This is a genomic window from Bacillus fonticola (assembly GCF_012955605.1).
Lineage (GTDB): Bacteria > Bacillota > Bacilli > Bacillales > JC228 > Bacillus_CG > Bacillus_CG fonticola.
This window is the reverse complement of the sequence record NZ_CP052135.1, coordinates 767,276-790,036: the sequence shown is the minus strand read 5'-3', so window position 1 is coordinate 790,036 and position 22,761 is coordinate 767,276. Positions and strand designations below refer to the sequence as shown.

Below are 22,761 nucleotides of genomic sequence, written 5' to 3'. Positions count from 1 at the left end.
TTCCCGTTTTAATATGTAAAAATCATACGTTCACCGCTACCTCAGTGAATATCAATTGACTAAAACCAAGTTGCTTGATAGGATTACTTATTGATAATCACCACAAATTTCGCACTCTTTATACAAGGGACGTTCAGTAGCGATATTAACAAGAACATTGGGAGATGACGCGCGATGAAATACGGTTTTTGGTTACCTATATTTGGTGGATGGCTTAGAAACGTAGAGGATGAAAAGATGCCTCCAACGTTTGACTATGCCAAAAAGGTCATACAAGCAGCGGAAGATTGGGGATATGATACGACATTAATCGCCGAACTTTACTTAAATGATATAAAAGGTCCAGAAAGCCCCTCGCTTGAAGCTTGGTCAACTGCGGCTGCATTGGCTGCTGTAACAAATAAAATTGAAATTATGACAGCCATCAGACCTGGTTTTCACAATCCAGCAGTAACAGCTAAAATGGCGGCGAATATTGACCAAATTAGTAATGGTCGCTTCACCTTGAATGTCGTTTCGGCATGGTGGGAAGAGGAAGCGCGTCAATACGGTGGAATCTTCACAGAGCATGATGAGCGCTATGACCGGACAGAAGAGTTTGTTGAAATATTAAAAGGACTATGGACAGAGGATGTATTTGATTATAATGGAAAGTTTTATTCCCTAAAAAATACCCACCTGTCTCCAAAGCCTGTTCAACGACCTAACCCAATCCTTTATGCGGGTGGAGAAAGCCCTCGTGGTAAGCAAGCGATCGTAAACAACTGCGACGCCTATGTCATGCACGGTGGTACCGTTGAAGAAGTGAGCGAAAAGGTAGCCGATATGAAAGAACGTCGACAAGCTACAGGGAAAGCTCCGTTCCAATCGTTCGGTATGGCTGCTTATATCGTATGTCGGAACACAGAAGCCGAAGTTGAAAAAGAGATTGAAAGAATAACTAATGTAAAAGAATCGAGTGGATACGCAGGTTATAAAGATTTCGTTGGGAAGTCTCAACTCGAACAACAGGTAAAACTATATGATTATTCTGTATCCAACCGCGGATTACGCCCAAATCTTATCGGTACACCAGAACAAATTGCTGACAAAATTTTAGCCTATGAAGCAGTCGGTATTGATTTGCTATTACTTCAATTTTCTCCGCAGTTAGAAGAAATGGAACGGTTCGCAAAAGATGTCATGCCTTTAGTTGAGGCTAAAAGAACACAAAAGGAGTTCATATAAATGAGCAAAATTTATATTCTGCATGAAAATCAAGAATGGACGGACCATTTGGTAAAAAGACTGGAAGAATTGGAATTGCCATATGAACAGTGGTTTTTACATGAAGGCATTATTGATTTATCAGAAGAACCACCAGAAGGCGTTTTTTATAGCCGGATGAGCGCTTCTTCACATACACGCGATCACCGGTATGCACCTGAAATGACAGAATCCGTTCTTGCTTGGCTTGAGATGCATGATCGAAAAGTCATCAACGGAAGTCGTGCATTAAGACTTGAAGTAAGCAAAGTCAACCAATATACAGCATTAGAAAAAGCCGGTATCCAAACACCGAAAACGATCGCAGCTGTTGGAAAAGAACAAATTATTGAAGCGGCGATTAAATTGAACAAACCTTCCTTTATTACAAAGCATAACCGTGCTGGCAAAGGATTAGGCGTTCAGTTGTTCCATTCAATTGATGCCCTTAAAGAGTATGTCTACGGTCCAACGTTTGAATTACCTGTGGATGGGATTACGCTTGTACAAGAATATATTCAATCGGCCGATTCATCCATTACACGTTGTGAATTTGTTGGTGGGAAGTTCGTTTATGCGGTGAAAGTAGACACATCAGAAGGGTTTGAGCTCTGCCCAGCAGATGCTTGTACAATCGATGACTTGTTTTGTCCTGTAGGTGAACAAGAGGAAACGCCAAAGTTCCAAATTATTGAGGGATTTAATGAAGCGTTCATAGCAAACTATGAACAGTTTTTATTGGCTAACGGGATTCAAGTTGCCGGTATTGAATTCATTAGAGACGAAAATGGTGTCGTGTACACGTACGATATCAATACGAATACGAACTACAACTCCGATGCTGAAGCTATCGCTAGTAAATTTGGTATGCTGGAGTTAGCTAAGTTTCTTGGGAGTGAATTGAAGAAAGTATAATCCCGAATTCCGAGCCTGTGGAGGATAACTTTGAGTTTCCACAGGCTATTTTATTGTGGGTCAAACTTGAACCCGTGAGACAAATCATTTAAAATCTACCCGCTAATCCCCGTAAAATTGTGTAACCCCACCGCTCCCTTTCAAGAGAAAAATTCCAAACATCAGCAAAGAATGAAAGAGGGAACATCTAACTCATCAAGAACTTGACAAACAAATTATGCCCAATTAAGAAGACTTTCTGAAACCTTTCTGACAAATGACTTTACTCCGTACCATGGTACACACTTTATGATGATTATACAGGGTATGATATATAGGGGGGTGAACGAACATAATGAAGGGATTATCAACAAGCGAAGTAGCGAAAGAGTGTCATGTCAATGTTGAAACCATTCGATATTATGAGCGACGAAATCTTATTCCGGAAGTACCTCGTACAGCATCAGGTTATCGGGTTTTCCCAGCTGAAATTGTTCATCGTATTAAGTTTATTAGACGAGCGCAAGAGTTGGACTTTACACTTTCGGAGATTAAAAACTTAATTAGCATAACAGAAAATGATAACGACTTTACTTCTCAAGAAATACAGCAATTTGCCAATCATAAGTTAGCAGAAATTGAATCAAAAATAATCGGTTTAAAAAGTGTTCAATCCATGCTACAGGATTTACTGGAAAGATGCTCTGGTAAAGGTCCTATTTGTGAGTGTCCAATTATTCAAAGCTTATCAGAGAGTGATTAAAATAAGGATGAAGAAAGGAGGAAATGTCCGTGGCCCAACATGTTCTAAAATTAAAAGGAGAGATACCGGAGAATATTACAAAAACAGAGCAGGAAATTGCAATAGAGGCACAAGTTTCGAAAGTGCGGATTGATCATGGAGAAATTCGCGTCACTTATGATCACAACCAACCACATTGGGATACCGTAATCAAGGTGATTCGCGGAAAAAACCTACAGATTGAAACAGCCAGGGAAACATTCCATGTGAGTGGGATGGCATGTGCGGCGTGCATTAACACGATCAAAAAAGCGGTCGGTCGTGATGAAGGGCAAGTCGCTACGGCGGTGAATCTTGCTTCGGATCAAGTCAGCGTGGAATTTATTCCTACGGTAACAAACAAGAAGAAGATTGCTCGCCGTATTGAAACAGCCGGATTCGGTGTCAGGGATGAGCAAGATCCTGGAGACCGAGAACTAAAAACGTATTGGCTAAGAGCAATTGTTGCACTCACACTGATGATTCCAGGGTTTTTGATCAGTATGGGCTCTCTACTTTTCGACAAAATGATTCCAGGTCAATGGTGGATTCTCTTCTTCCTGTCCACCCCTGTTATGTTTGGAGCAGGATATTATACGCTTAGCCGAGCTTTGCGGGCATTATTTGCGAGAAGTGCCAACATGCACCTGTTAGTAGCATTAGGAAGTATGTCTGCCTATCTATATGGGTTAAGTAGTTACTTTTTTGAAATATTCAACCTATTTAGTTTGGCTGCAATGATCATGGCGTTCCACCTCTTTGGACAGTACCTCAATCTCCGAACGAAGCGAAGTGCTTCACGGGAGATAAAAAGGCTACTCCAGCTTCAGGCTAAAACAGCCGTCCTTCAGGTAGGAAAGAAAGAAAAAGAAGTCAAGACGGACACGCTGAAACTAGGTGATCATGTCATTGTCCGTGCTGGTGAACGAATCCCAATGGATGGTGTAATCGCCGAAGGACACTCCGTTGTGAATGAGTCCATGGTAACAGGTGAAAGTGTACCGGTGGGAAAAAATGTGGGCGATGAAGTAATAGGCGGAACAATCAACGAGAACGGCTACATCGTTGTAGAAGTTAGTAGAGTCGGTCAGGATACTTTTCTTTCCCAAATGGTTCGTTTAGGGCAGGAAGCTCGCTGGTCAAGGGACCCACTGTTACTGTTTGCTGATAAGATCATCGCCAAGTTTGTTCCAGTCGTTATTGGTCTAGCTCTGTTCACTTTTGTAGGTTGGCTACTAATTGGTGGAGCTGATGCCTTTAATCAAGCGTTGTTTGCCTCCATTGCACTGATGGTTGTCGCTAGTCCATGTGTAATTGGTTTGGTTACGCCCACCGCTTTTATGACAGGAGCAGCACTCGGTTTAAGAAACGGTGTGGTGATCAAAGACATGGGTGGTATGGAAGTGATGCAAAGGGTGAGCACCGTTGTCTTCGATAAGACTGGTACGATCACCCACGGTAAACCAGAAGTTACAGATATTACCACCTATCACCGAGAAGGAGAACATCAACTTCTCCAATGGATGATAAGCGTAGAAAAAAGGTCGGAGCACCCTATCGGAAAAGCTCTTGCAAAATACGTAGAGAGCAAGGGTGTTGAACCTTTGTCCATCAGTCAATTTAACGTCCTTCCAGGTATGGGGGTCCAGGCAGACGTAGACGGGCAGCAGGTGGTAATTGGAAATCTGACGCTAATGAAAGAACAAAACATTCACCTTTCTAAAGCTGTAGATCAGGTGGATCAATATCATTTAGAAGGAAAAACTGCGATGGTTATTGCGGTTGATGGTGAAATTGCAGGAGTGGTTGCAGTTGCTGATACGATAAAGGATCATGCTACCGATATAGTCAACCGCTTGAAGATGATGGGTTTACGAACGGTTATGATAACAGGCGATCACCCAAAAGCAGCGAAAGCTATAGCTCAACAAGTCGGTATAGATGACGTTTACTCCAGTGTCCTACCTGCAGAAAAGCAAGTGGAAGTACGTAAGATGCAAGCGCGTGGGGACACGGTAATTATGGTTGGAGACGGCATTAATGATGCACCGGCTTTAAATCAGGCAGATGTGGGAGTCGCCATAGGCGGTGGAACGGATGTTGCTGTAGAGGCTGCAGATTTGACCTTAATTAAAGGGAATCTTAATGGTCTTATTGCAGCTGTACACCTTGGTAGGAATATTACACGCTTGGTAAGACAGAACTTGTTCTGGGCGTTTATTTTCTATTTGGTATTGTTTCCTGTTGCAATAGTAGGCCTATTCAACCCGTTGATGACTGCTTTCGCTATGCTGTTTAGTTTTATCTTTGTTTTCGGTAACACATATCGACTAAAGAAAATCACGGAAGAACTAATTTCAAAAAAAGTTGTGTATGAAGCTTTGAATACGTCGAATAATGTGGAAAGAGATGTAGCCTAAAGGGATAAACTTTCACATCGTTCACATGTAGTTTTCACCCAATAAAAACGTGCATGAATTTGTCTTAAATTCATGCACGCTTCTTATTGTTTGAGTCAAATTGAACTATGCAGCACTTCGGCAAGCCTTTGCACAACGGCGGCATGCTTCTGCACATTCTTTTGCAATATCAGTTCCAACACTATCACAAAGATCTGCACATTTTTCACACGTATCCGCACACGCCTTGCTAAGAGCCCCCATAAATTCACTGTCGCGCGCACAAAATTGACCGCAAGTATAACAAAGGTCAGCACAATCCCTTACATATCGAATTAGCTTAGTGTTTTGTGTGTCCAATGCCTCTGCGTATGTTTTTTCACATAATATTGCTGCCTCAAAACATAATTCCATTGCTTTTCCTTTTACTTGTTCCACTGTTTAAAACAACTCCTTTTAAATGATTTCTTACAAGTTCATTATTGCCGGAATAAATGGATGTATGTATGTATTGAAAAAAACTCACATAGTTCTTTTCTCTATCCTGCGCAGCAAGATAATTTACTGACGTCTTTATCCAATGTTAAGGCGGCTAGTTTCAAGCCTTCAGACATTGTTAAATATGGAGCCATCGTATTTTTTAAATCGTCTGCGGTTACACCAAACTGTACGGCTAATGTAGCACCATAGATCACGTCACCAGCATTTTCAGCAACGACATGGGCACCGAGAATTTTCTGTGTTTGGTTATCAACAACGAGCTTGAAGACACCATTTGTTTCCCGGTTCACGAGTGCTCTTGGTACACTGTCGAGTGGGAGTACCGACGTCTTCACATCATATCCTTGATCTTTGGCTTGTAGTTCGGTTAAACCAACTGTAGCAATTGAAGGATTCGTAAATGTAACACCAGGAACAAAACGTAGATCTGCTTTCTTATTAGCGGATCCTATTGCGTTTTCAACAACAACTCCACCTTCGTATGCTGCCACGTAGACAAATTGTGGTCCTAATGTGACATCCCCAGCGGCATAAATGTCGGGATTGCTCGTCTGCAGGTAATCATTAACAATCACTTCTCCTTTTTGACCAACCTCAACACCTGCGGCTTCTAAATTGAGTGATTCAGTATTCGGCCTTCTTCCGGTGGCAACCAATAACTGATCGGCTTCAATAATTCGCTCTTCACCATTTACTTCAATATGGATTTTTTTCATATTACCATCTTGTTCTATCTTTTTGTATGTGCTTCCTGTGATGAATTGAAGACCTTGCCCGGTTAAGGCTTCATCGACAGCTTCTGATATTTCTGGATCGTATTCTTTCAAAAGTCGTTCGCTTCGTTGCATCAACGTCACGTCTGCACCCAAGTTATGAAACAGTTGCCCTAACTCCATCGCAATATAACCTGAACCGATAACGGCTAACTTTTTCGGAACTTCTTTTAATTCCAAAGCCGTTGTGCTTGTTAAGAAGTCCACATCTTTCAGTCCAGGAATATCTGGTATGGACGGAGAGGCTCCTGTTGAAATGAGAAATTTGTTTGCTGTATATGTTTGTCCGTTCACTTTAATCGTTTTTCCATCAATAAAAGACGCTTCACCACGAACCAAATCAATTCCGTACTCAGCAATAAGGTCCACATATTTTTGTTGTCTCATGCCTTCAACGAGCTCATCCTTTTTCTCGGTTAACGTAGCCATGTCAACCGGTTCAGCTTTTGTATTTAAGCCAGCAAATGGGTTATTCCCAGCCAGATGATTGATTTCTCCAGCACGAAGCATCGTTTTGGAAGGGACACATCCAATGTTGACGCATGTGCCACCAATGGTTCCTCGCTCGACCATTGCCACTTTGGCCCCTTTTTCTACGGCTTTGATGGCTGCTGAAAAGGCTGCCCCCCCTGACCCAATAATAAGCAGATCATAATCACCGCCTTGGTTACTTAAAGTAACCACTACTTCTTCTTCGGATTCAATCGAAGCTTCTCCTGCTTGATAACCCGTCTCGTTTACTGCCTGCTTTGCATTCTCAAGCTGTTCTTTGGTAATTTCAAACGTCGCTTGACTACGACGAAAATCAGCTATAGGATTCTTTGCACCAGCGTTTTTTAATGCTTCCGTTACGTGATCCTCACATCCGGTACATGTCATTCCTTGAACTCCCAGTTTTACTTTTACTTCATTTCCACTCATTACAATCACCATTCCTTTTTTAGATAAAGGTATTCTATCTGTTATTATGATTTAGCATCCTTAACCCTGTGTTTATTTTGTCGAACGAACAAAATAATACCCGAAATGATTGCCGCTATTATGACCCAAATAGATGTCCATTGTCCTGCCGTTAAATTAAATAAGTAATTCGGTGAATCCCCCCTAAAAAATTCAAGGATAAAGCGTTGTGCAAAATACATGGCGATATAGGATAAAAACAACCAGCCTTTCGGTAACATCTTCGCCCCTAATATAACGAGAATCGCGTAAATCACAAAATTCCCCTGACTCTCCCATATATCAGCAGGCCATAAAGGCTGGGATCCATAGTAGGAATAGGCGACAGTGCCTTCTGGATAGACCATGCCAAAGTTACCACCTGTTGGGGAGCCAAACACATCCCCTGCCAATAATTCAGCCGCTCTACCGATACCCTGTCCTAAAATGAGCGCAGGAGCAAGATAATCTGCCATTTCAAAAAAGCTTAATTTGTGTTTCCGAGTGTAAAAAAATAGCACTATGATTCCACCGACGATTGCCCCTAATATGGAAATGCCACCTTTCCATATCATCAAAATTTCACCTGGATTCTGGGAAAAATACGGCCATTGAAAGATAAAAACATGCCAAAAACGCGCACCAATAATTGCCCCTATTATTGCGTAGAAGATAAAGTTGTCCATGTGTTTCTCATAGACAGTTCCTTTCACTCTAACCTTTGCCACACCGTATCCAAGCAAAATTGCTATAACAGAAACTACTCCATGCGTTTGAATTGTATACCCAAATATAGTAATAAAATCTTTAAACAATACGCACACCGCCTTTTCTCTTTATTTGAAATCCGCCTAGTTCTTTACTTAATATGTATTTAGTTCTAGGCTATATACATTTGATAAATCACTAAATATACAGTCGCTAAAAGGATAATAATTCCTGCAACCTTCTCCATCCTGCCACTCCATTTTTACAACACCACCGATAAATAAAGCGACACCGATTAACCATCCTAATATCTTCACCTATTTTCACCCACAATCAAAGGAACCTAAATTCTCGTACACTCACTAATTTGTTTGGCATTATCTCTCACCAATTCTGTAGCAAGCAGAATCATTTGTTTTACTCTTTCATCCTTAATGTAGTAATAAACGTACTTCCCTTCTTGGCGGGTATCCACGTAACCACACCATTTCAAGCATGCCAACTGATTTGACACCTGGGACTGCTTTAATTGCAGCTCCCCAACAAGCTCACTTACATTTTTCTCTTTATCTAAAAGAGATAGAGCAATTTTAAATCGTGTTGGGTTCGCTAATCCGTGGAAGAACTTGGCGTAAATTTCAGAACTAACCTCTTGACGCATTTCTTTGTTTACTTCCATTGTGAACTCCTTTCAACTAACCTCATATTTAAATATTTTAATACGTTGGTTTATAAAATGCAATCAAGACTATTCCTTCTTTAAATAAGGAATCCCGTCATAACGACTCTTTTAACGAAACATCATTGCAGAAGTCATTTATAGCCCCTTCCTGTTTGTAAGCAATATCGTTTAAACTGATGACAGTCCCCCACCGACTACCCGTGTGATGGGGGACTGTTACCAAAAGGAGGCTACGAAGATGATACATACACTTAATTTAAACAGTGAGAATCTACACGGTTCATTCAGCAAGAATTATCAACCTATTTTGACAGTTAATTCAGGTGACTCTATTCAATTAACTACACCTGACATACAGTGGGGATATTCTAAATCCAAAAATGAAGAAAGAATGATCTTTCATTCCAAAGAGCAAGAAGAGAAGCCTGGTCACCCGATCATAGGGCCTATCGCTATTCGTAATGCTAAGCCTGGAATGGTGCTAGAAGTGAGATTGAATGACATCGTCCCAGGATGGTATGGTCGGAACTGGGCAGGTGGCATTAAAAACTGGCAAAATGAGAAGCTCGGCCTAATTGACATTGAGAAAATTGAGTTAGATTGGGAACTGAACCCAACGACAATGACAGGTAGCTGTAAAATCGGCGATCATGAATTTCATGTAGGGCTTCGGCCATTTATGGGATTACTAGGTGTGGCTCCATCTGAACCGGGTGTACATTCGACACCCCCACCTCGTTATTGTGGCGGAAATATCGACTGTAAAGAACTAGTCAGAGGAAGTAGTCTATTTTTACCGATCTCTGTGGATGGCGCTCTGTTTTCAATTGGTGACGGTCATGCGTTACAAGGAGATGGCGAGGTGTCCGGTACAGCCATCGAATGCCCGATGGATTTTGTCGACATCACCCTAATTGTAAGGGAAGATATGCACCTACACATGCCGAGAGCCAAAACCCCCGAGGAATGGATTACGTTCGGGTTTCATGAAGATTTAAACGAGGCCGCTGCTGGAGCGCTCGATCAAATGGTGCAACTGATGCAACAATTTTACGGAATCACAAAAGCCGAAGCGACCGCATTGGCAAGTGCCACTGTCGATTTAAGAGTGACACAAATTGTCAACGGGGCTAAAGGGGTGCACGCTGTTTTACGTCACGGCTCTATTCGATGAGGTATTCCACTATAAAGTTTTATCGTTGTTGGGACAAATACCGCAAAAAAAGGATCAACCGATTGGTTGATCCTTTTTTGCCACCCTGTCCGCATGACCTTGTTCACATGGAGCTGCTTGCACTAAAGTTCACTACTAAGCATCCGTCTTCATACCCTTCATCACTACTGTCGTAGCTTTTCCATGAAGGAGATAGTAAACTCCTATACCAAGGAGAATCAGGAAAGAAGCGTAAAGGTACAATGAACTAAACCCTATTTCTGCTCCGATAACACCTGCTAAAAACGATCCGATCCCAATTCCTAAATCAAAGGTTGATAGAAAGGTAGCGGTCGCCAATCCTTTTCGTGCTGGAGCTGCTTCTTGAATAGCAATCGTTTGAAAGCTCGGAAAAACTGTCCCCCAGCCAAGGCCGATAAGTCCAGCAGCCACGAGAAAAATAACGGCTGATTCAGTTCCACTTAATAGGAACATACCGACTGCGAAGCATAAGAGAGCCGGATAAATAATCACATTCGCACCGTATCGGTCAAACCACTTCCCCGTAAACGGTCTTGTGCAATGTGGTGTCAGTCCCCCACCACTTTAACGTGATGGGGGACTGACACCGTTTACTTAAAAAATAACTAAAATATTGGGTAGTAATGTTGGAAACGAAGCCGTAAGTCATTAATGCGTAGTAGACCATTACTGCGCAACGAACAAATAAATTTTCTCTTTTTGTAAAATATTGTACCTAAGGTAACGGCGTTTAGTCGAAGTTTAAAAACCCCCAAGTTGACTTCCTTTACGTCAAGTGATAAACTTAACAACATTACAGATATTAAGAGTCTTTAATATCCTTTAAGTGTAAGGAGGTTATGTATGAGGTATTCAAACGCGACAAACTACGCTCTGCATACGATGGTCCATTTAATGCTGCAGCCTGGGGGGAGCTCAGTGGGAGTGCAGGAATTAGCCGAAATGCAGCATCTTTCCCCGACGTACCTTTCTAAGGTTTTAACCAAACTTACGAAAGCAGGTTTGATTGAATCGACGCCTGGCGCGAAGGGAGGCTATAAAATCTCCAGAACAAAACATGAAACATCCTTTTTGGACGTTATTCATGCGATTGAAGGAGAGACTAGCTTATTCGACTGCTCCATTCATCATCAAGGCTGCTTGATTGAGAACGTCATGAGACAGGCAGAGGAAAATATGAAAGGTGAACTGGCATCAAAGCTTCTGAGCGATATTGCAAAAGAGGCAGAATCAAAACAGAAATAAGTAAAAAATTAAATTTATTGAGGGAGTGAACAAGATGATATTAGACTGCGCTGTTATTGGCGGAGGACCGGCTGGATTGAATGCTGCATTAGTACTTGGAAGATCAAGACGTAAAACGATCCTGTTTGATGACAACACACCGAGAAATGCGGTGACTTCTGAGTCCCACGGGTTTATCACAAGGGATGGTATACATCCGCAGGAATTCAAAAGGATTGCCCAAGAAGAATTGGGTAGGTACCCGGACGTGAGGATTGAACGGCAACGGGTGCATCGTATAAATAAAGAAAACAACTTGTTTCAAGTAGAGACAGAAAACGGGGAAGTATACAGCGCGAAAAAAATCATACTCGCCACCGGCTTTAAGGAAGTCCTTCCAGATATTCCACGGGTGAAAGAGTTCTATGGCAAGAGCCTGTTCAGCTGTCCTTTCTGTGATGGCTGGGAATTAAGAGATCGGCCGCTTGCAGTGATCGCTGAAGATCAAAAGGCGTTTCATATGGCAAAAGTGGTATCCAACTGGACGAGTGATTTAATTATTTTTACTAACGGCAGAAAAGTCCTTTCGCTCGAAGAACAAGAATTGCTCAAAAACAATGGCATTAGTATTAACGAAAAGAAGATTTCCTCACTCATTGGCAAAGAGGGGATGCTGGGAAAAATCCAGCTTGAAGATGGAACTTCAGTGCTCCGTGAAGGAGGGTTTATCACTGCGGAGTGGAAACAGGCTGCTTCTTTTGATTCACTCGACTATACATTAAATGAGCAGGGAGGGATTACAACTGACAACTGGCAACGCACGAACACAGAAGGGCTGTATGCTTGCGGTGATACGCGAATTGCCGGTCCTTCCCAGTTAATTATTGCGGCAGGGGAAGGTAGTATGGCTGCCATTGCTGTGAATGCAGCACTTATAGAAGAAAAATTTAGCCAGGAGAAATAGCAGTTTAAAATAGGAGGATTTATATGATGCATCACTCGCATGGTAAGCACAGTAAAGGAAAAGTATCGTACTTGGAAAGTCCCGAACGAAGAAAGGAATTCTCTCCAGAACAACTGCTGAACATGATTCCTTTAAAAGAGACGGATAGCATGTTGGATTTTGGCGCTGGAACCGGTTATCTTTCCATCCCTGCTGCGAAAAGGATTATGGGCAACGTATACGCACTAGATATCGACGCTGCTATGCTGGAAATAATAAATGAGAAAGCTTTGGAGGAACAGGTGACAAATATTGTCCCAGTGCTGGGGAGTATGGAGGCACTTCCTTTAGCAGATGGTTCTATCGATATCATTATTGCTTCTCTGGTCCTGCATGAAATTCAGCCAATCGCACCGCTATTACAGCAAATGAAAAATGTACTGAAAAAAGAAGGTTATCTAATCTGTCTAGAACTTGAACCAAAGATAAGTTCAGGGAATGCACCGAGAATTACCTTGGAAGGAATGGAGCGTGAAATGAATGAAGCAGGATTCAAGGTAGAAGGGAAATTTTTCCCGGCGGAATCTCTATACATGCTCGTTGCGAAGAAAGTAGGTTAACCGATTAATTTTTCGCTAAATTAAAGATAATAAGTATCTCTAAAGTGTTTAATTGATTCTTCATATAACACCTAGCTCTAGAAATAAGTATATGGTTCTTTCATCTAATTCAAGTAACTTGCTTTAGTTCAAAAAGAACTTCTTTACTGCGTAGTACAACGATACTGTGTAATCAAACGAATCTAATTGTTAATTTTGTGTGCAATGTGGTGTCAGTCCCCCACCACTTTAACGTGATGGGGGACTGACACCGTTTTCCGTTTCGCGATCTCAATAGTAATTCCGCTTGACCTCCACAAATCCGAATAACGTTTCTTGTTGGCATACTCGCTTATCCTTCAAAGCGAATCTCTTTTTGTCCCGGCTCTCTGCTAGTTGCTTGTCTACGTCTTGTAAAACTTCCGTCACTAGATTGCGCATGAACACCATGCCTGCGTCCCATATATGGCGTTCAATCTCTTCCCATTTCAGTCCATTCATAGTATGCTTGTCCATAAGAGTTCTCTCCCCTGTGCTTTTGGTTTTGTCGCTTACAAGCATACAGGAGAAGAACTCTTTTTTCTTGTTTGAACCCCTGACCGCGCTACCGCTTGGTGTCCCCTAGGTCAGGAAACGGAACGGAAGAACTGTTCCATTTCCTGACATAGGGGTTAATTTTTGGGTCGGGGGTGCTCCCACATATATTTTACTCATACCCAACTCCCCCTATCATAGTGGGTCGGGGAAAAATTGATTTTTTTATCGCGATTGCCTTAAGAAATTGACCTTATAACATAAAATTGTTGTTCAATTGTTGATAAAAACACTTCATCGAACAACTATTTCGCCATAAAGTTAGCCCTGCATTATCTGAATAAGGTTGCCGCATGTATCGTCGAAGACAGCTATTGTGACTTCGCCCATTTTTGTTGGCTCCATAGTAAACTTCACGCCGTTTTCCAATAATCGTTCGTACTCTTTACGAATATCTGCAACGCCAAACATTGTTGCTGGGATGCCTTCAGCAAATAGCTTCTTTTGATACTCTTTGGCGGCTGGATGGTTATTCGGTTCGAGCAAAAGCTCGGTACCATCTTGTTCATCAGGAGAAACAAGCGTTATCCACCTAAATTCTCCTGCGGGAACATCATGCTTTTTTACAAAGCCCAATGTTTCTGAATAAAACTCCAGTGCCTTGTGTTGATCTTGTACGAATATACTGGTAACAATGATTTTCATACTTTTTTGCCTCCTTTGATATTTGCCATGTGCAATGTGGTGTCAGTCCCCCACCACTTTAACGTGATGGGGGACTGACACCGTTTACTTACTGGGACTTGAACCCTAGAGAATGTGTGCATGACGGGAACACCAAAAGTGTGAAGAAACCTTATGTTTCTTCACACTTTCCATTCATTTAACCGTCACCGATCACAAGTAGCACTACCGTAGTCTCTGCATACTACTTCATAATGCGTAATATCCGCGTAACTTTCCGATGATCCCCAGCTGAAAGAAAGTGATCTAGCGGTTGACAAGCTAAACCCATTAAGAGAAGAACTACCATAACCATGACTATAGGAAAATAATACTTCTCCGTTTTCAGCAAGAAGTGACGGGTCATAATAACCTGAGTATGCACTTACACGTATTCTATACATATAGTAATCTAATCCTCCAAATTCACGCACTTGTGCAAAACCATAACTAGCGTCTCTAGTTGTTGAATCCGGGTGTTCGTCTGCACCCCCTAGACTTACAGATCTTATACTGCTGGATCCTCTGTAATATGTTACCCGTCCTGTTCTATCACTAGAGCTAGACGGACCGTATTGCCAGCCTAAAACGATAGAGTCATTTTCGTCTTCAAGGTATCCTGGTGCACTTCCTTCACTTCCAAAGTCTCTCGCTGTACCAGCCGTTGTGCTCTTAGGCCATTCCATTACAGCAGCAAAATAGTTCCTTTTTTCACCACTAAGAAACTCTTCGTAAATTGAGATAGTTGACGTAGAGTACGTGAAAGTTCTTGTAGATGTATCTTTAAGGTCTAAACTTGCTGCTTGTACCTCACTATTCTGAGATTCATCCAAACTTTCTTCAAACTCTTTTAAATCTTCTAAAGTAAAATTTTCTCCTAGACCAATCTCACTAGGGTCATAGACCTTAATCTCAGTACCCTCTTTTTTAGCTTTTTCAAAGTCCTCAGCTGTTAACACTTTACCGTCACTGGTTATCAGATTGACAGCAACTTCATTGCTCACGAGTTTCAAGTTTGGATTATTTTTCAATTCCTCTTCAGAGTACATGTTAAAAGAAATGGGTGTTTCGAATTTGAAGATTCCATTAGCTTTAGCCTTCTCGGAAATCTTGTCTTTCGGAATTTTAAATTTGACTCCCTTGTCCTCTTTTTCCTTTGCCTTAACAGTACTTACTCCATACATAAAGAGGTCTTTCATTTCCTCTGCCCCTATACTGAAACGAAGGCTGAAGTCACCCTTCTTATTTGATTCATTTTGTTTTGCATCGACAGTTTCATAAGTGAATAATGATAAAAACAAAACGAATACTATTAATACAATCTTTTTTAAATTTACCATTTTACCCCTCCTCTTGAAAAATGGTATCATAGGTGTTAATTAATAATCAATAGAGTTAGACAATTCAAACTTAACAAAAAGGAGATGATTAGTTGAAAAAGTATATTTATATATTTCCCTTCATGTCTATCCTGTTGGTAGCATCTCTACTTTTGAACATCAATCTTATTAGTAAACAGGAGAATCCCGAGTATAGTGACTCCTTAGTCATGTACAAAGGAGAAGAAAACATGGTCATAGAGATACAACTACACAAAGAGAAAGACGAGAATTGGAACATAGATTTGTTAACTTTTAAGTCAGTCACTCCATTTGCAAATGGAGAAGTCGATTTTAATTACAAGAATAAAATATTCATTGGTGGAATAAGGAAAGCCTCCACTAACGGAACATTAAAGAGTAGTTACATGATTACGAAAAATGAAGAAATTGAGGCGAGCGCAAGCTTTGATTTAGACCAACTAAAAGAGTTGCTTGATACACTTTCATTTGAGGTGAAACTGATGGGGAATGATAGGGAATATACAGACGAGTTAACATTGCATTCAATACAATGGAAATTGTAAAAAATTAAAATAACAGCGATAACTTTTCCATAGGTAAAGTGTAAACGAGCACATTATTTCAGCACCTCATTTTCAAATTATTGCGGGAGAAAATATGAAATAATGTGCTCAGTTTTCCACGTTATTCCGGAATATGCAAAACTCTGTTCAAATTAATCCAGTTCTTAAAATGAAAAAGAGAGACCCTAAAACGGGTCTTCGACTTTTATAAAATCCTCTAGCTGAACGCTTACTTTATAGACTTCCTGTATGTGCAGCACTAGTTTGACATCATCCTCTATCGTGATAAACCAGTCTAAATCCTTCTGAAGATAGGCTTGAAAACACTGCCCTTGAATGAATAGTTCAAAGAAATAATCTTGTTGAATCCAGTAGTCTTGATGCCCAATCCATAATCTCCATTCTTGTTCTTCCTGATTATAGATCATAATTCCTTTTGTCATCATAACCCACTATCCTCGATCGCTAAGCGTACCACTTCTTCATCGATCTGTTCTTTTTTCTGCTGCGTTCCAAATAGTAAGCTATTAATGGTTAACGTGTTAATAACACGAGGTCGTCCTTGTGACCGTAAAGCAATCGCCTCAATAGCTGCCTCCGTAAAAATAGGCATCTTAGCTCCAGCTAGCTTCATATGGTGGTCGATATACTCGGCTACTTCTTCCTTCACTAGAGGCTGTATCTCATATTTCATTATCAATCGCTGGGATAGGGGTCTGTGATGATTAATAGACAAGCGTGTCTTTAGGTGTGGCAACCCAGCTAAAATCAAGATAAATGGATTCGTTGAGTCCATCTGAAAGTTAAATAGAATCGCTAAGTCTTGTAGAAACGCATCTTTAGACAAATGCATTTCATCGAGTATGAAAACAGGGGTCATCTTCCGTTCATGGGCCATTCGTTCAATTCCTTGCTGAATTTGGCGAAATACATCCACTTTACGGAATTTCGGCTCTTCTCCTAAACCGTAAACTAAGCCTCGATAGAAGTCCATAACGCCTCCTGTCGAAAGAGGGAAATAGACGACATGGTACAGCGAGGGATTCAATGATTCTTTAAACGTTCGCAACGTAAAGGTTTTGCCCACACCGGGATCACCGATAAGAAGACCCATTCCTCTTGATTTCTTCAAGTAATCGAGTGCTCCAAGAGCACCTTGGTGGTCAGTTGATTGGAAGGCATCAGCCGAACGCAAGTTTTTAGAAAATGGTGTTTGAGCCAAGGAATAGAAAGACTTATACATAGTCGTTCCCCTCCTTTTCGTCCGTTAAGGTAAAGGGAGAACGCACTCGTTTTGCTTTGGCATTGTCTGTCATTGATACAGGTACTGCTTCAGCCACCCTTTGATCCTCTTCAAATACAAAAATGCCTGTCTCATCAAAGCGGACATCAATGGATTGTCCGATAAAACGTGGGGGTACCTCATAGAGTTGTTTGTTTAAAGTGATTGTACTATCGGCTTTCACCTTTCGGTGTTCTCTCTTCAAAAAGATCGTGTCTAGAATCGCTGTATTCTCAAGAAGCGTCACGTTCTCCAATTGAGATTGGTAGACTTCATGCGGAGTCTTTCCATCTAAAGATGCATGAATACGACGATGATAGTCTTCTTCTAGCCAACGCCAAAACCGTTCATTTAGCTCTTCTAAAGAGTCTACTGGTTTTGCTTGGAGTAAAGGATAGAACCTCGTTTGAATCGTTTTAAAGAGCCTTTCAATCTTGCCTTTCGCACGAGGGTCGTAAGGCTGTGTGTGAGCTAGCGTTATCCCTAATTGAGCACATGCATATTGAAGAGTTTCTGAACGATAAATCTTGCCATTATCGGCATAAATCATCGTTGGCTTTCCCCTTCGAAGAAGGGCCTCTTTGGTCACGACTCTTACACCGTCGAATTTCTCTGATGAGAAAAACTGACCAAACGGAACGAGACGAGAACAATCATCAATATAAGCGATTAGAAACGTCTTTTTCTTTTTGCCATCAATCGGAATGTAAGGCCCGTGAGACAGATCCCCCTGCCATAAATGATTGACTCGTTCATGGGCAAACCTTTTTCTTTCAGGGGTTGCGACAATTCTTTTCCCTACTAGATTGTGTTTTTTAAGTAATCGGTTTATAGTAGAGTATGATATTGTATTTTTCTTTATTTCTCCTAGCTCAATGAGGTGCTCATAGAAGACACTCACGGGCATATGGAGAATTTTTTTTCGTAGTTCGAGAAGTTGATCTTGGTCATCAGCCGATAACCTTCTCGAATTTCCTCGGTCTGTCCGTTTCTTCGGCTTTAATGCTTCAAACCCATGTCTGCGGTAATGAAGCAGCCATTCCTTCATCGTTTTTTCTGCGACGGTTCGCTCTCCATAATAAGGAATGGAGTGAACCTTTCCTACTAACTCTCCAAAGTATTCTTTGGCATCCACCTGTTCATTTAATAGTGGGGCAATTAGTCCATACCGAAATAAGGCTACTTGTTCCCGTTCTTTTTCATTCATGGAATCTTCCTCCTTTTAGTGAGAAGGACGACCGGTCATCCATGGTTATTATTCTACTTTTTTCGGGGTTTTCCGACTATGAAAAAAGTGTGTGGGATGAACAATTTTTTTATATCGCTAAAAATATGGTAGAATTAATGTGCCATAAAGTATGATGAATTATGCCCCCAAGACCTTCGTAAGAAGGTGGATTCGCCAAAATCTCGGAGCAGGTTCAAATATTTTATGGCCTCTTTTTTTATATCTGCTGAAAACCCGCTTACCACACCTAAAGTTACTAGAAATGTATGAACCCACTTTAGACTCTTACAGAACCTCGTTAGGTGAAATCTTAGTAATTGTCGACTACTCTTTCCTTTCTTATCATGTAATAGCTGATAAACCCTCTGTAAGATCGTATGAATTGTATGTTGAAAGTAGGGAATGAAAAAGTCCGGAAGGATGGATAAGCTCACTTTACACTGTAAGCATTTCATTCGGCAGATGGGAACCCTAACGGTCTCCTCCTCCGTCACGCCAAAACGCCAATAATAGCCATGTCTATGTATGTTTCCTGGTGAAGGACACTGACAGTTTGGACATTGATCAAACATTGGAAAATCATTCTCTTTTCCTAATACAGCATACTCACTCAGCTCTATCTCGAAATCATAAGGAATAATCAAAATAAAAAACTCCCCCTCATAATATGCAAAAAAGGTAGCACATTACTCCGGAGAAGTACAGTTTCTATACTGGGGGAATATGAAAATATCGAAGGTTTTTCAGAGGAAGGAAAGTGACTGTTTACAGTAAAGTAAGTGACTAAAACCAATTAACTTGCTTCTAGAACGGGCTATTCTTACGCGCAAGGACGGGTAGTATTTTTCAAAACGCTGCGCTGAAAAATCTCCACCCTTTTTCCATTCATGACGGTTCGTAACCGTCGACGCTTCACCTCGGCTTCTTGGTCTCTGCGGTAGGGGTGCCCAGCGACTCTTCATGCAATGTGTCAGTCCCCCACCACTTTAACGTGATGGGGGACTGACACCGTTTACTTTCTAACTAACAACACACAGCACTCCACATGAGCAGTCTGAGGAAACATATCCACAGGCTGTATCTCTTTTACTTTGTATTTTTGGGACAAATCACTTACATTCTTCGCGAGTGTTGCCGGGTTGCACGAGACGTATACGATGCGTTTTGGTGCTGATTTCAATAACGTGTTGATCATCTCTTCATCGAGTCCGATTCGCGGGGGATCGACGACAACTACATCTGGCTTGAAGCCTTTTTTGGCCCACTTCGGAAAAACCTTTTCTGCTGTACCAACTTCGTAAGAAACGTGAGAATATCCTTCTGCTCTCACACGTTTGTTCGCGTCTTTGACGGCATCTGGTATGACTTCCATACCACGAATTTCGCCAGCGTGTGGAGCAAGCCATAGTCCGATCGTGCCTACACCGCTGTAGGCGTCTACCACCTTTTCTTTGCCTGTCAGCTGAGCCATTCGCTCGACTTCTTCGTAGAGTACCTTCGTTTGCGACGGGTTTAATTGAAAGAAGGCACGTGCAGAGAGCTCGTACTGAATTTCTTTAATTTCTTCACGAATCGTACGAGTTCCGTATAACAATTGGGTCTGTTCACCAAATACTTCCGAACCCTTACTAGCCTGGATGTTGTGTACGATGCTTTTCACTTGGGGGAAACGGGCACTCACTCGTTTCAAGAGCAAATCTTGTTTTGGCAAATCGCCACTCTTTGTCACAAGGGTCAGCTGTGCGTCTCCGCTTTTCATTCCGACGCGCACAACGATTGTCCGTAAGCCTTTTTCTCCACCCTTTTTCTCGTCGTAAATTGAGATTTGCAAATCACGTACAATCTCTACGACTCCACGCGTAATTTCATCCAACCGCGGATCCTGGACAATACAACGCTCGACATCTATTAGATGATGCGACTGCTCGGCGTATAATCCTGCCAATACGTTTCTGCCAACCTGCTTCACTTGGAACTGGCTTTTGTTTCGGTACGACCACGGATCATCCATTCCTTTCATCGGACGAGTGAGCTTATCCCAAAACGTTTCGTCGTGCTCTGTATAACGGGCTAGTGTTTGCAGGAGCAATGCCCGCTTCTCTCGCAATTGAGCATCGTATGCCAAATGCTGTAGTTGACAGCCACCACATTCGTCATAGTAGACACAGGGTGCGTCTACCCTATCTTTGCTCTTTTGACGAAACTTTTGAATGCGCGCTTCAATTCGTTTCGGGTGAACTTTTTCCACCTCTGCGACAATCTCTTCTCCAGGAAGAGCCCCCGGTACAAATACAACGGTCTTCTTAAAAAATCCGACCCCTTCTCCGTTAATCCCGAGTCGTTTAATTGTCAAGGGAAAGCGTTGTCCCACTTTCACCATGGCGAACTTTTCCATCTGTTTCATTATTTTACCTCTTTCTACTCAATACTTCTCCATAAATACAAGGCAGCATAGCTCCGATACGGTTCCCACTGCACTACTTTTTCTTCCATCCAAGCCAACGCTGGTTTGGTCTCTAATCCATACCATTGTTTGAGTGCATTTTGCAAGCCGATATCTGCAAATGGAAATAAGTTCTCTCGTCCCAGTGCAAACATGAGCACATTTTGGATCGTCCATGGACCTATGCCCCGCTCTTTAATCAGTAAGTCATACACATGTTCATCTGAGCTATCTAAAAACATTTGCTCTGTAAATCGTTCTTCAGCAAACGCCTTTGCAATCGATAAGACGTATTCAGCTTTGCGAGTACTAAATTGCAGAGCACGCAAATCCTCTACAGTTACTTCAGCTAGCTGTGCAGGCGTTGGGTAGCACCATACACCTTCTTTTTGCGTGCCAAACGTTTGAACGAACCTCGTTGTGAGCGTAAAGGCAAACTTCAGATTGAGTTGCTGGTGAATGATACACTTGGCAAGACTCGGGAAAACGCCCATGTCCAATACGATCGGCGTTCCACGATGCGCTTGAAATAAACCAGCCAGCTCTGTTTCTTGAAAATAATCAAAAATGGACTGCAACGGCTTCCGAAATCCGAGCACTCTTGCACATTCTTCCATGAGAGCGTCTGTTAACTCACTGGAAGAAGATAGATGTAACTGCGGCGCCTCAATCGCTCCGAGCCCACGTATCGTCACAATCTCATAGCCCCCTTCAAACAACACAGGCAATTTAAGTGATTGGGCTTCTATATCTATTTCATACAAAGGATCCAACTGCAAACGGTACAAAACTTGCTTCCAATCATATGGAGGCTGTGGCGTCACATGAGTTTCAAACACAAATTCCCCTCTCCTCTGCGAACATACGTACCGTTAGTATAGCAGAGATTTAAGTTCGTGCCGAATACAAAAAAAGCAGAGACATTGATTTTCTCTGCTTTACGTTTAAAATGGTGCGTCTCCTGTTACTTCCACCATCAACTGATCTAAGCTTTGGAACGTGTATCCTTCTGATTTGGCATCCTGGATCACCTTTTGAAGTGCTTTTGCATTATCTTCACTCACCGTATGTAACAACAGCACCGCACCTGGATGAAGTTGTTCCATAATGTGATCGTATGAATGCTGCCAACCTTTTTGTGCATCTGTATTCCAGTCTACAACAGATACACTCCAGAATACGTGAGTGTATCCTGCCTCCTTTATTAAAGCGAGTGTTCGTTCACTAAACACGCCTCGGGGTGGTCTGACATATTGCATATTTTTTTGACCGGTTAATGCTTCTGTTTCTTGTCTCACCTTTTCTAGCTCTTTTAGAAGTTCCTCTTTTGACGTTTGCGTAAAGTCAGGGTGGCTCCACGAATGATTTCCAACAACATGCCCTTCATCCACCATTCTTTTTACCAAATCACCCGCTGTTCGAATGTAGTGTCCTGTAATAAAGAAGGCGGACGGTACTTGCTCTTGTTTGAGTACATCTAATATTTGTTCTGTAAACCCGTTTTCATATCCATTATCAAACGTCAAATAGAGTGTTTTTTTGTCACCAGTCCCTTTGTACACAGCGTCGTGATTTTCGAGAATGGATTCGTACTCAGCACCTGCATCAGCACTCTTGCCATCATGCGCCCGTTTGAATCCCCAACCATGTGGCGTGTTCACATCTGCGGAAGCTAGGTATGGTAACACGCTTAACATAAAAACAACGACAAGTACGAGGCTTTTATTCCACATAGAAATCCCTCCAGTGTTAGCGTAACCTG

The 22,761-nt window shown here is 41.8% G+C and carries 24 protein-coding genes; 9 read left to right on the top strand and 15 right to left on the bottom strand.

Going from position 1 to position 22,761, the window contains the following annotated elements; all coding sequences use genetic code 11:
• The first annotated feature begins 174 nt into the window (after window positions 1–174).
• From HHK01_RS03835 to HHK01_RS03820, 4 genes are all read left to right on the top strand, one after another.
• Window positions 175–1,227 (top strand): LLM class flavin-dependent oxidoreductase, encoded by a 1,053-nt coding sequence (locus HHK01_RS03835; protein WP_170006501.1) that lies wholly within the window; start codon window positions 175–177, stop codon window positions 1,225–1,227.
• On the top strand, window positions 1,228–2,160 hold the full coding sequence (locus HHK01_RS03830; protein ID WP_170006500.1) for an ATP-grasp domain-containing protein: 933 nt from the start codon (window positions 1,228–1,230) through the stop codon (window positions 2,158–2,160).
• A 334-nt stretch (window positions 2,161–2,494) separates the two neighbouring features.
• Window positions 2,495–2,902 (top strand): MerR family transcriptional regulator, encoded by a 408-nt coding sequence (locus HHK01_RS03825; protein ID WP_170006499.1) that lies wholly within the window; start codon window positions 2,495–2,497, stop codon window positions 2,900–2,902.
• Window positions 2,903–2,931: 29 nt separating this feature from the next.
• Window positions 2,932–5,340 carry a heavy metal translocating P-type ATPase gene (locus HHK01_RS03820; RefSeq protein WP_170006498.1) on the top strand — a complete coding sequence of 803 codons (2,409 nt, stop codon included), beginning with the start codon at window positions 2,932–2,934 and terminating at the stop codon, window positions 5,338–5,340.
• A 105-nt stretch (window positions 5,341–5,445) separates the two neighbouring features.
• Here HHK01_RS03820 and HHK01_RS03815 read toward each other — a convergent pair whose 3' ends face one another.
• The 4 genes from HHK01_RS03815 to HHK01_RS03800 form a co-directional block, all read right to left on the bottom strand.
• Window positions 5,446–5,757, bottom strand: a complete 312-nt coding sequence (locus HHK01_RS03815; RefSeq protein WP_170006497.1) for a four-helix bundle copper-binding protein — start codon at window positions 5,755–5,757, stop codon at window positions 5,446–5,448.
• Window positions 5,758–5,858: 101 nt separating this feature from the next.
• A complete protein-coding gene (merA, locus tag HHK01_RS03810; protein ID WP_170006496.1) occupies window positions 5,859–7,514 on the bottom strand; it encodes a mercury(II) reductase in 1,656 nt (551 codons plus the stop codon).
• A gap of 44 nt (window positions 7,515–7,558) precedes the next feature.
• A complete protein-coding gene (gene lgt, locus HHK01_RS03805) occupies window positions 7,559–8,347 on the bottom strand; it encodes a prolipoprotein diacylglyceryl transferase (protein ID WP_170006495.1) in 789 nt (262 codons plus the stop codon).
• A 236-nt stretch (window positions 8,348–8,583) separates the two neighbouring features.
• Entirely contained in the window at window positions 8,584–8,919 is a 336-nt protein-coding gene (locus tag HHK01_RS03800; protein ID WP_170006494.1) for an ArsR/SmtB family transcription factor, read from the bottom strand.
• Window positions 8,920–9,160: 241 nt separating this feature from the next.
• Here HHK01_RS03800 and HHK01_RS03795 point away from each other — a divergent pair, with 241 nt between their 5' ends.
• Window positions 9,161–10,096, top strand: coding sequence for an acetamidase/formamidase family protein (locus HHK01_RS03795; RefSeq protein WP_170006493.1), 936 nt, complete (start codon window positions 9,161–9,163; stop codon window positions 10,094–10,096).
• Window positions 10,097–10,231: 135 nt separating this feature from the next.
• Here HHK01_RS03795 and HHK01_RS03790 read toward each other — a convergent pair whose 3' ends face one another.
• Entirely contained in the window at window positions 10,232–10,669 is a 438-nt protein-coding gene (locus HHK01_RS03790) for an MFS transporter (protein ID WP_170008643.1), read from the bottom strand.
• A 291-nt stretch (window positions 10,670–10,960) separates the two neighbouring features.
• On the opposite strand from HHK01_RS03790, the gene HHK01_RS03785 reads away from it, so the two are divergent.
• From HHK01_RS03785 to HHK01_RS03775, 3 genes are read left to right on the top strand one after another with little or no spacing between them, the layout of a single operon-like run.
• Complete coding sequence (locus HHK01_RS03785; RefSeq protein ID WP_170006492.1) at window positions 10,961–11,362, top strand: RrF2 family transcriptional regulator; 402 nt, start codon at window positions 10,961–10,963, stop codon at window positions 11,360–11,362.
• A 34-nt stretch (window positions 11,363–11,396) separates the two neighbouring features.
• Complete coding sequence (locus HHK01_RS03780; protein ID WP_170006491.1) at window positions 11,397–12,305, top strand: NAD(P)/FAD-dependent oxidoreductase; 909 nt, start codon at window positions 11,397–11,399, stop codon at window positions 12,303–12,305.
• A 23-nt stretch (window positions 12,306–12,328) separates the two neighbouring features.
• A complete protein-coding gene (locus HHK01_RS03775) occupies window positions 12,329–12,904 on the top strand; it encodes a class I SAM-dependent methyltransferase (RefSeq protein WP_170006490.1) in 576 nt (191 codons plus the stop codon).
• Between the two features lie 270 nt (window positions 12,905–13,174).
• Here HHK01_RS03775 and HHK01_RS03770 read toward each other — a convergent pair whose 3' ends face one another.
• The 3 genes from HHK01_RS03770 to HHK01_RS03760 all read right to left on the bottom strand — a co-directional run bounded on the left by HHK01_RS03770 (window position 13,175) and on the right by HHK01_RS03760 (window position 15,480).
• Window positions 13,175–13,399: a UPF0236 family transposase-like protein gene (locus tag HHK01_RS03770; protein WP_170006489.1), complete on the bottom strand. Its 225-nt coding sequence runs from the start codon at window positions 13,397–13,399 to the stop codon at window positions 13,175–13,177.
• A 339-nt stretch (window positions 13,400–13,738) separates the two neighbouring features.
• On the bottom strand, window positions 13,739–14,122 hold the full coding sequence (locus tag HHK01_RS03765) for a VOC family protein (RefSeq protein WP_170006488.1): 384 nt from the start codon (window positions 14,120–14,122) through the stop codon (window positions 13,739–13,741).
• A gap of 185 nt (window positions 14,123–14,307) precedes the next feature.
• Window positions 14,308–15,480 carry a hypothetical protein gene (locus HHK01_RS03760; protein WP_170006487.1) on the bottom strand — a complete coding sequence of 391 codons (1,173 nt, stop codon included), beginning with the start codon at window positions 15,478–15,480 and terminating at the stop codon, window positions 14,308–14,310.
• Window positions 15,481–15,710: 230 nt separating this feature from the next.
• Between HHK01_RS03760 and HHK01_RS03755 the strand changes: the two genes are divergently transcribed.
• On the top strand, window positions 15,711–16,046 hold the full coding sequence (locus HHK01_RS03755; RefSeq protein WP_170006486.1) for a hypothetical protein: 336 nt from the start codon (window positions 15,711–15,713) through the stop codon (window positions 16,044–16,046).
• A 185-nt stretch (window positions 16,047–16,231) separates the two neighbouring features.
• Here HHK01_RS03755 and HHK01_RS03750 read toward each other — a convergent pair whose 3' ends face one another.
• The 7 genes from HHK01_RS03750 to pdaA all read right to left on the bottom strand — a co-directional run bounded on the left by HHK01_RS03750 (window position 16,232) and on the right by pdaA (window position 22,732).
• Window positions 16,232–16,492: a hypothetical protein gene (locus HHK01_RS03750; protein WP_170006485.1), complete on the bottom strand. Its 261-nt coding sequence runs from the start codon at window positions 16,490–16,492 to the stop codon at window positions 16,232–16,234.
• Window positions 16,489–17,289 (bottom strand): ExeA family protein, encoded by an 801-nt coding sequence (locus tag HHK01_RS03745; RefSeq protein WP_170006484.1) that lies wholly within the window; start codon window positions 17,287–17,289, stop codon window positions 16,489–16,491. Before HHK01_RS03745 ends, HHK01_RS03750 begins: the two co-directional genes overlap by 4 nt.
• Window positions 17,282–18,535 (bottom strand): DDE-type integrase/transposase/recombinase, encoded by a 1,254-nt coding sequence (locus HHK01_RS03740; protein WP_170006483.1) that lies wholly within the window; start codon window positions 18,533–18,535, stop codon window positions 17,282–17,284. Before HHK01_RS03740 ends, HHK01_RS03745 begins: the two co-directional genes overlap by 8 nt.
• A 134-nt stretch (window positions 18,536–18,669) precedes the next feature.
• Window positions 18,670–19,128, bottom strand: a complete 459-nt coding sequence (locus tag HHK01_RS15885; RefSeq protein ID WP_228027714.1) for a DUF6431 domain-containing protein — start codon at window positions 19,126–19,128, stop codon at window positions 18,670–18,672.
• 440 nt (window positions 19,129–19,568) lie between these two features.
• On the bottom strand, window positions 19,569–20,960 hold the full coding sequence (rlmD, locus tag HHK01_RS03735) for a 23S rRNA (uracil(1939)-C(5))-methyltransferase RlmD (protein WP_170006482.1): 1,392 nt from the start codon (window positions 20,958–20,960) through the stop codon (window positions 19,569–19,571).
• A 14-nt stretch (window positions 20,961–20,974) separates the two neighbouring features.
• A complete protein-coding gene (locus HHK01_RS03730) occupies window positions 20,975–21,838 on the bottom strand; it encodes a DNA-3-methyladenine glycosylase family protein (RefSeq protein ID WP_170006481.1) in 864 nt (287 codons plus the stop codon).
• Window positions 21,839–21,943: 105 nt separating this feature from the next.
• Window positions 21,944–22,732, bottom strand: coding sequence for a delta-lactam-biosynthetic de-N-acetylase (gene pdaA / locus HHK01_RS03725; RefSeq protein WP_170006480.1), 789 nt, complete (start codon window positions 22,730–22,732; stop codon window positions 21,944–21,946).
• Window positions 22,733–22,761 lie beyond the last annotated feature (29 nt).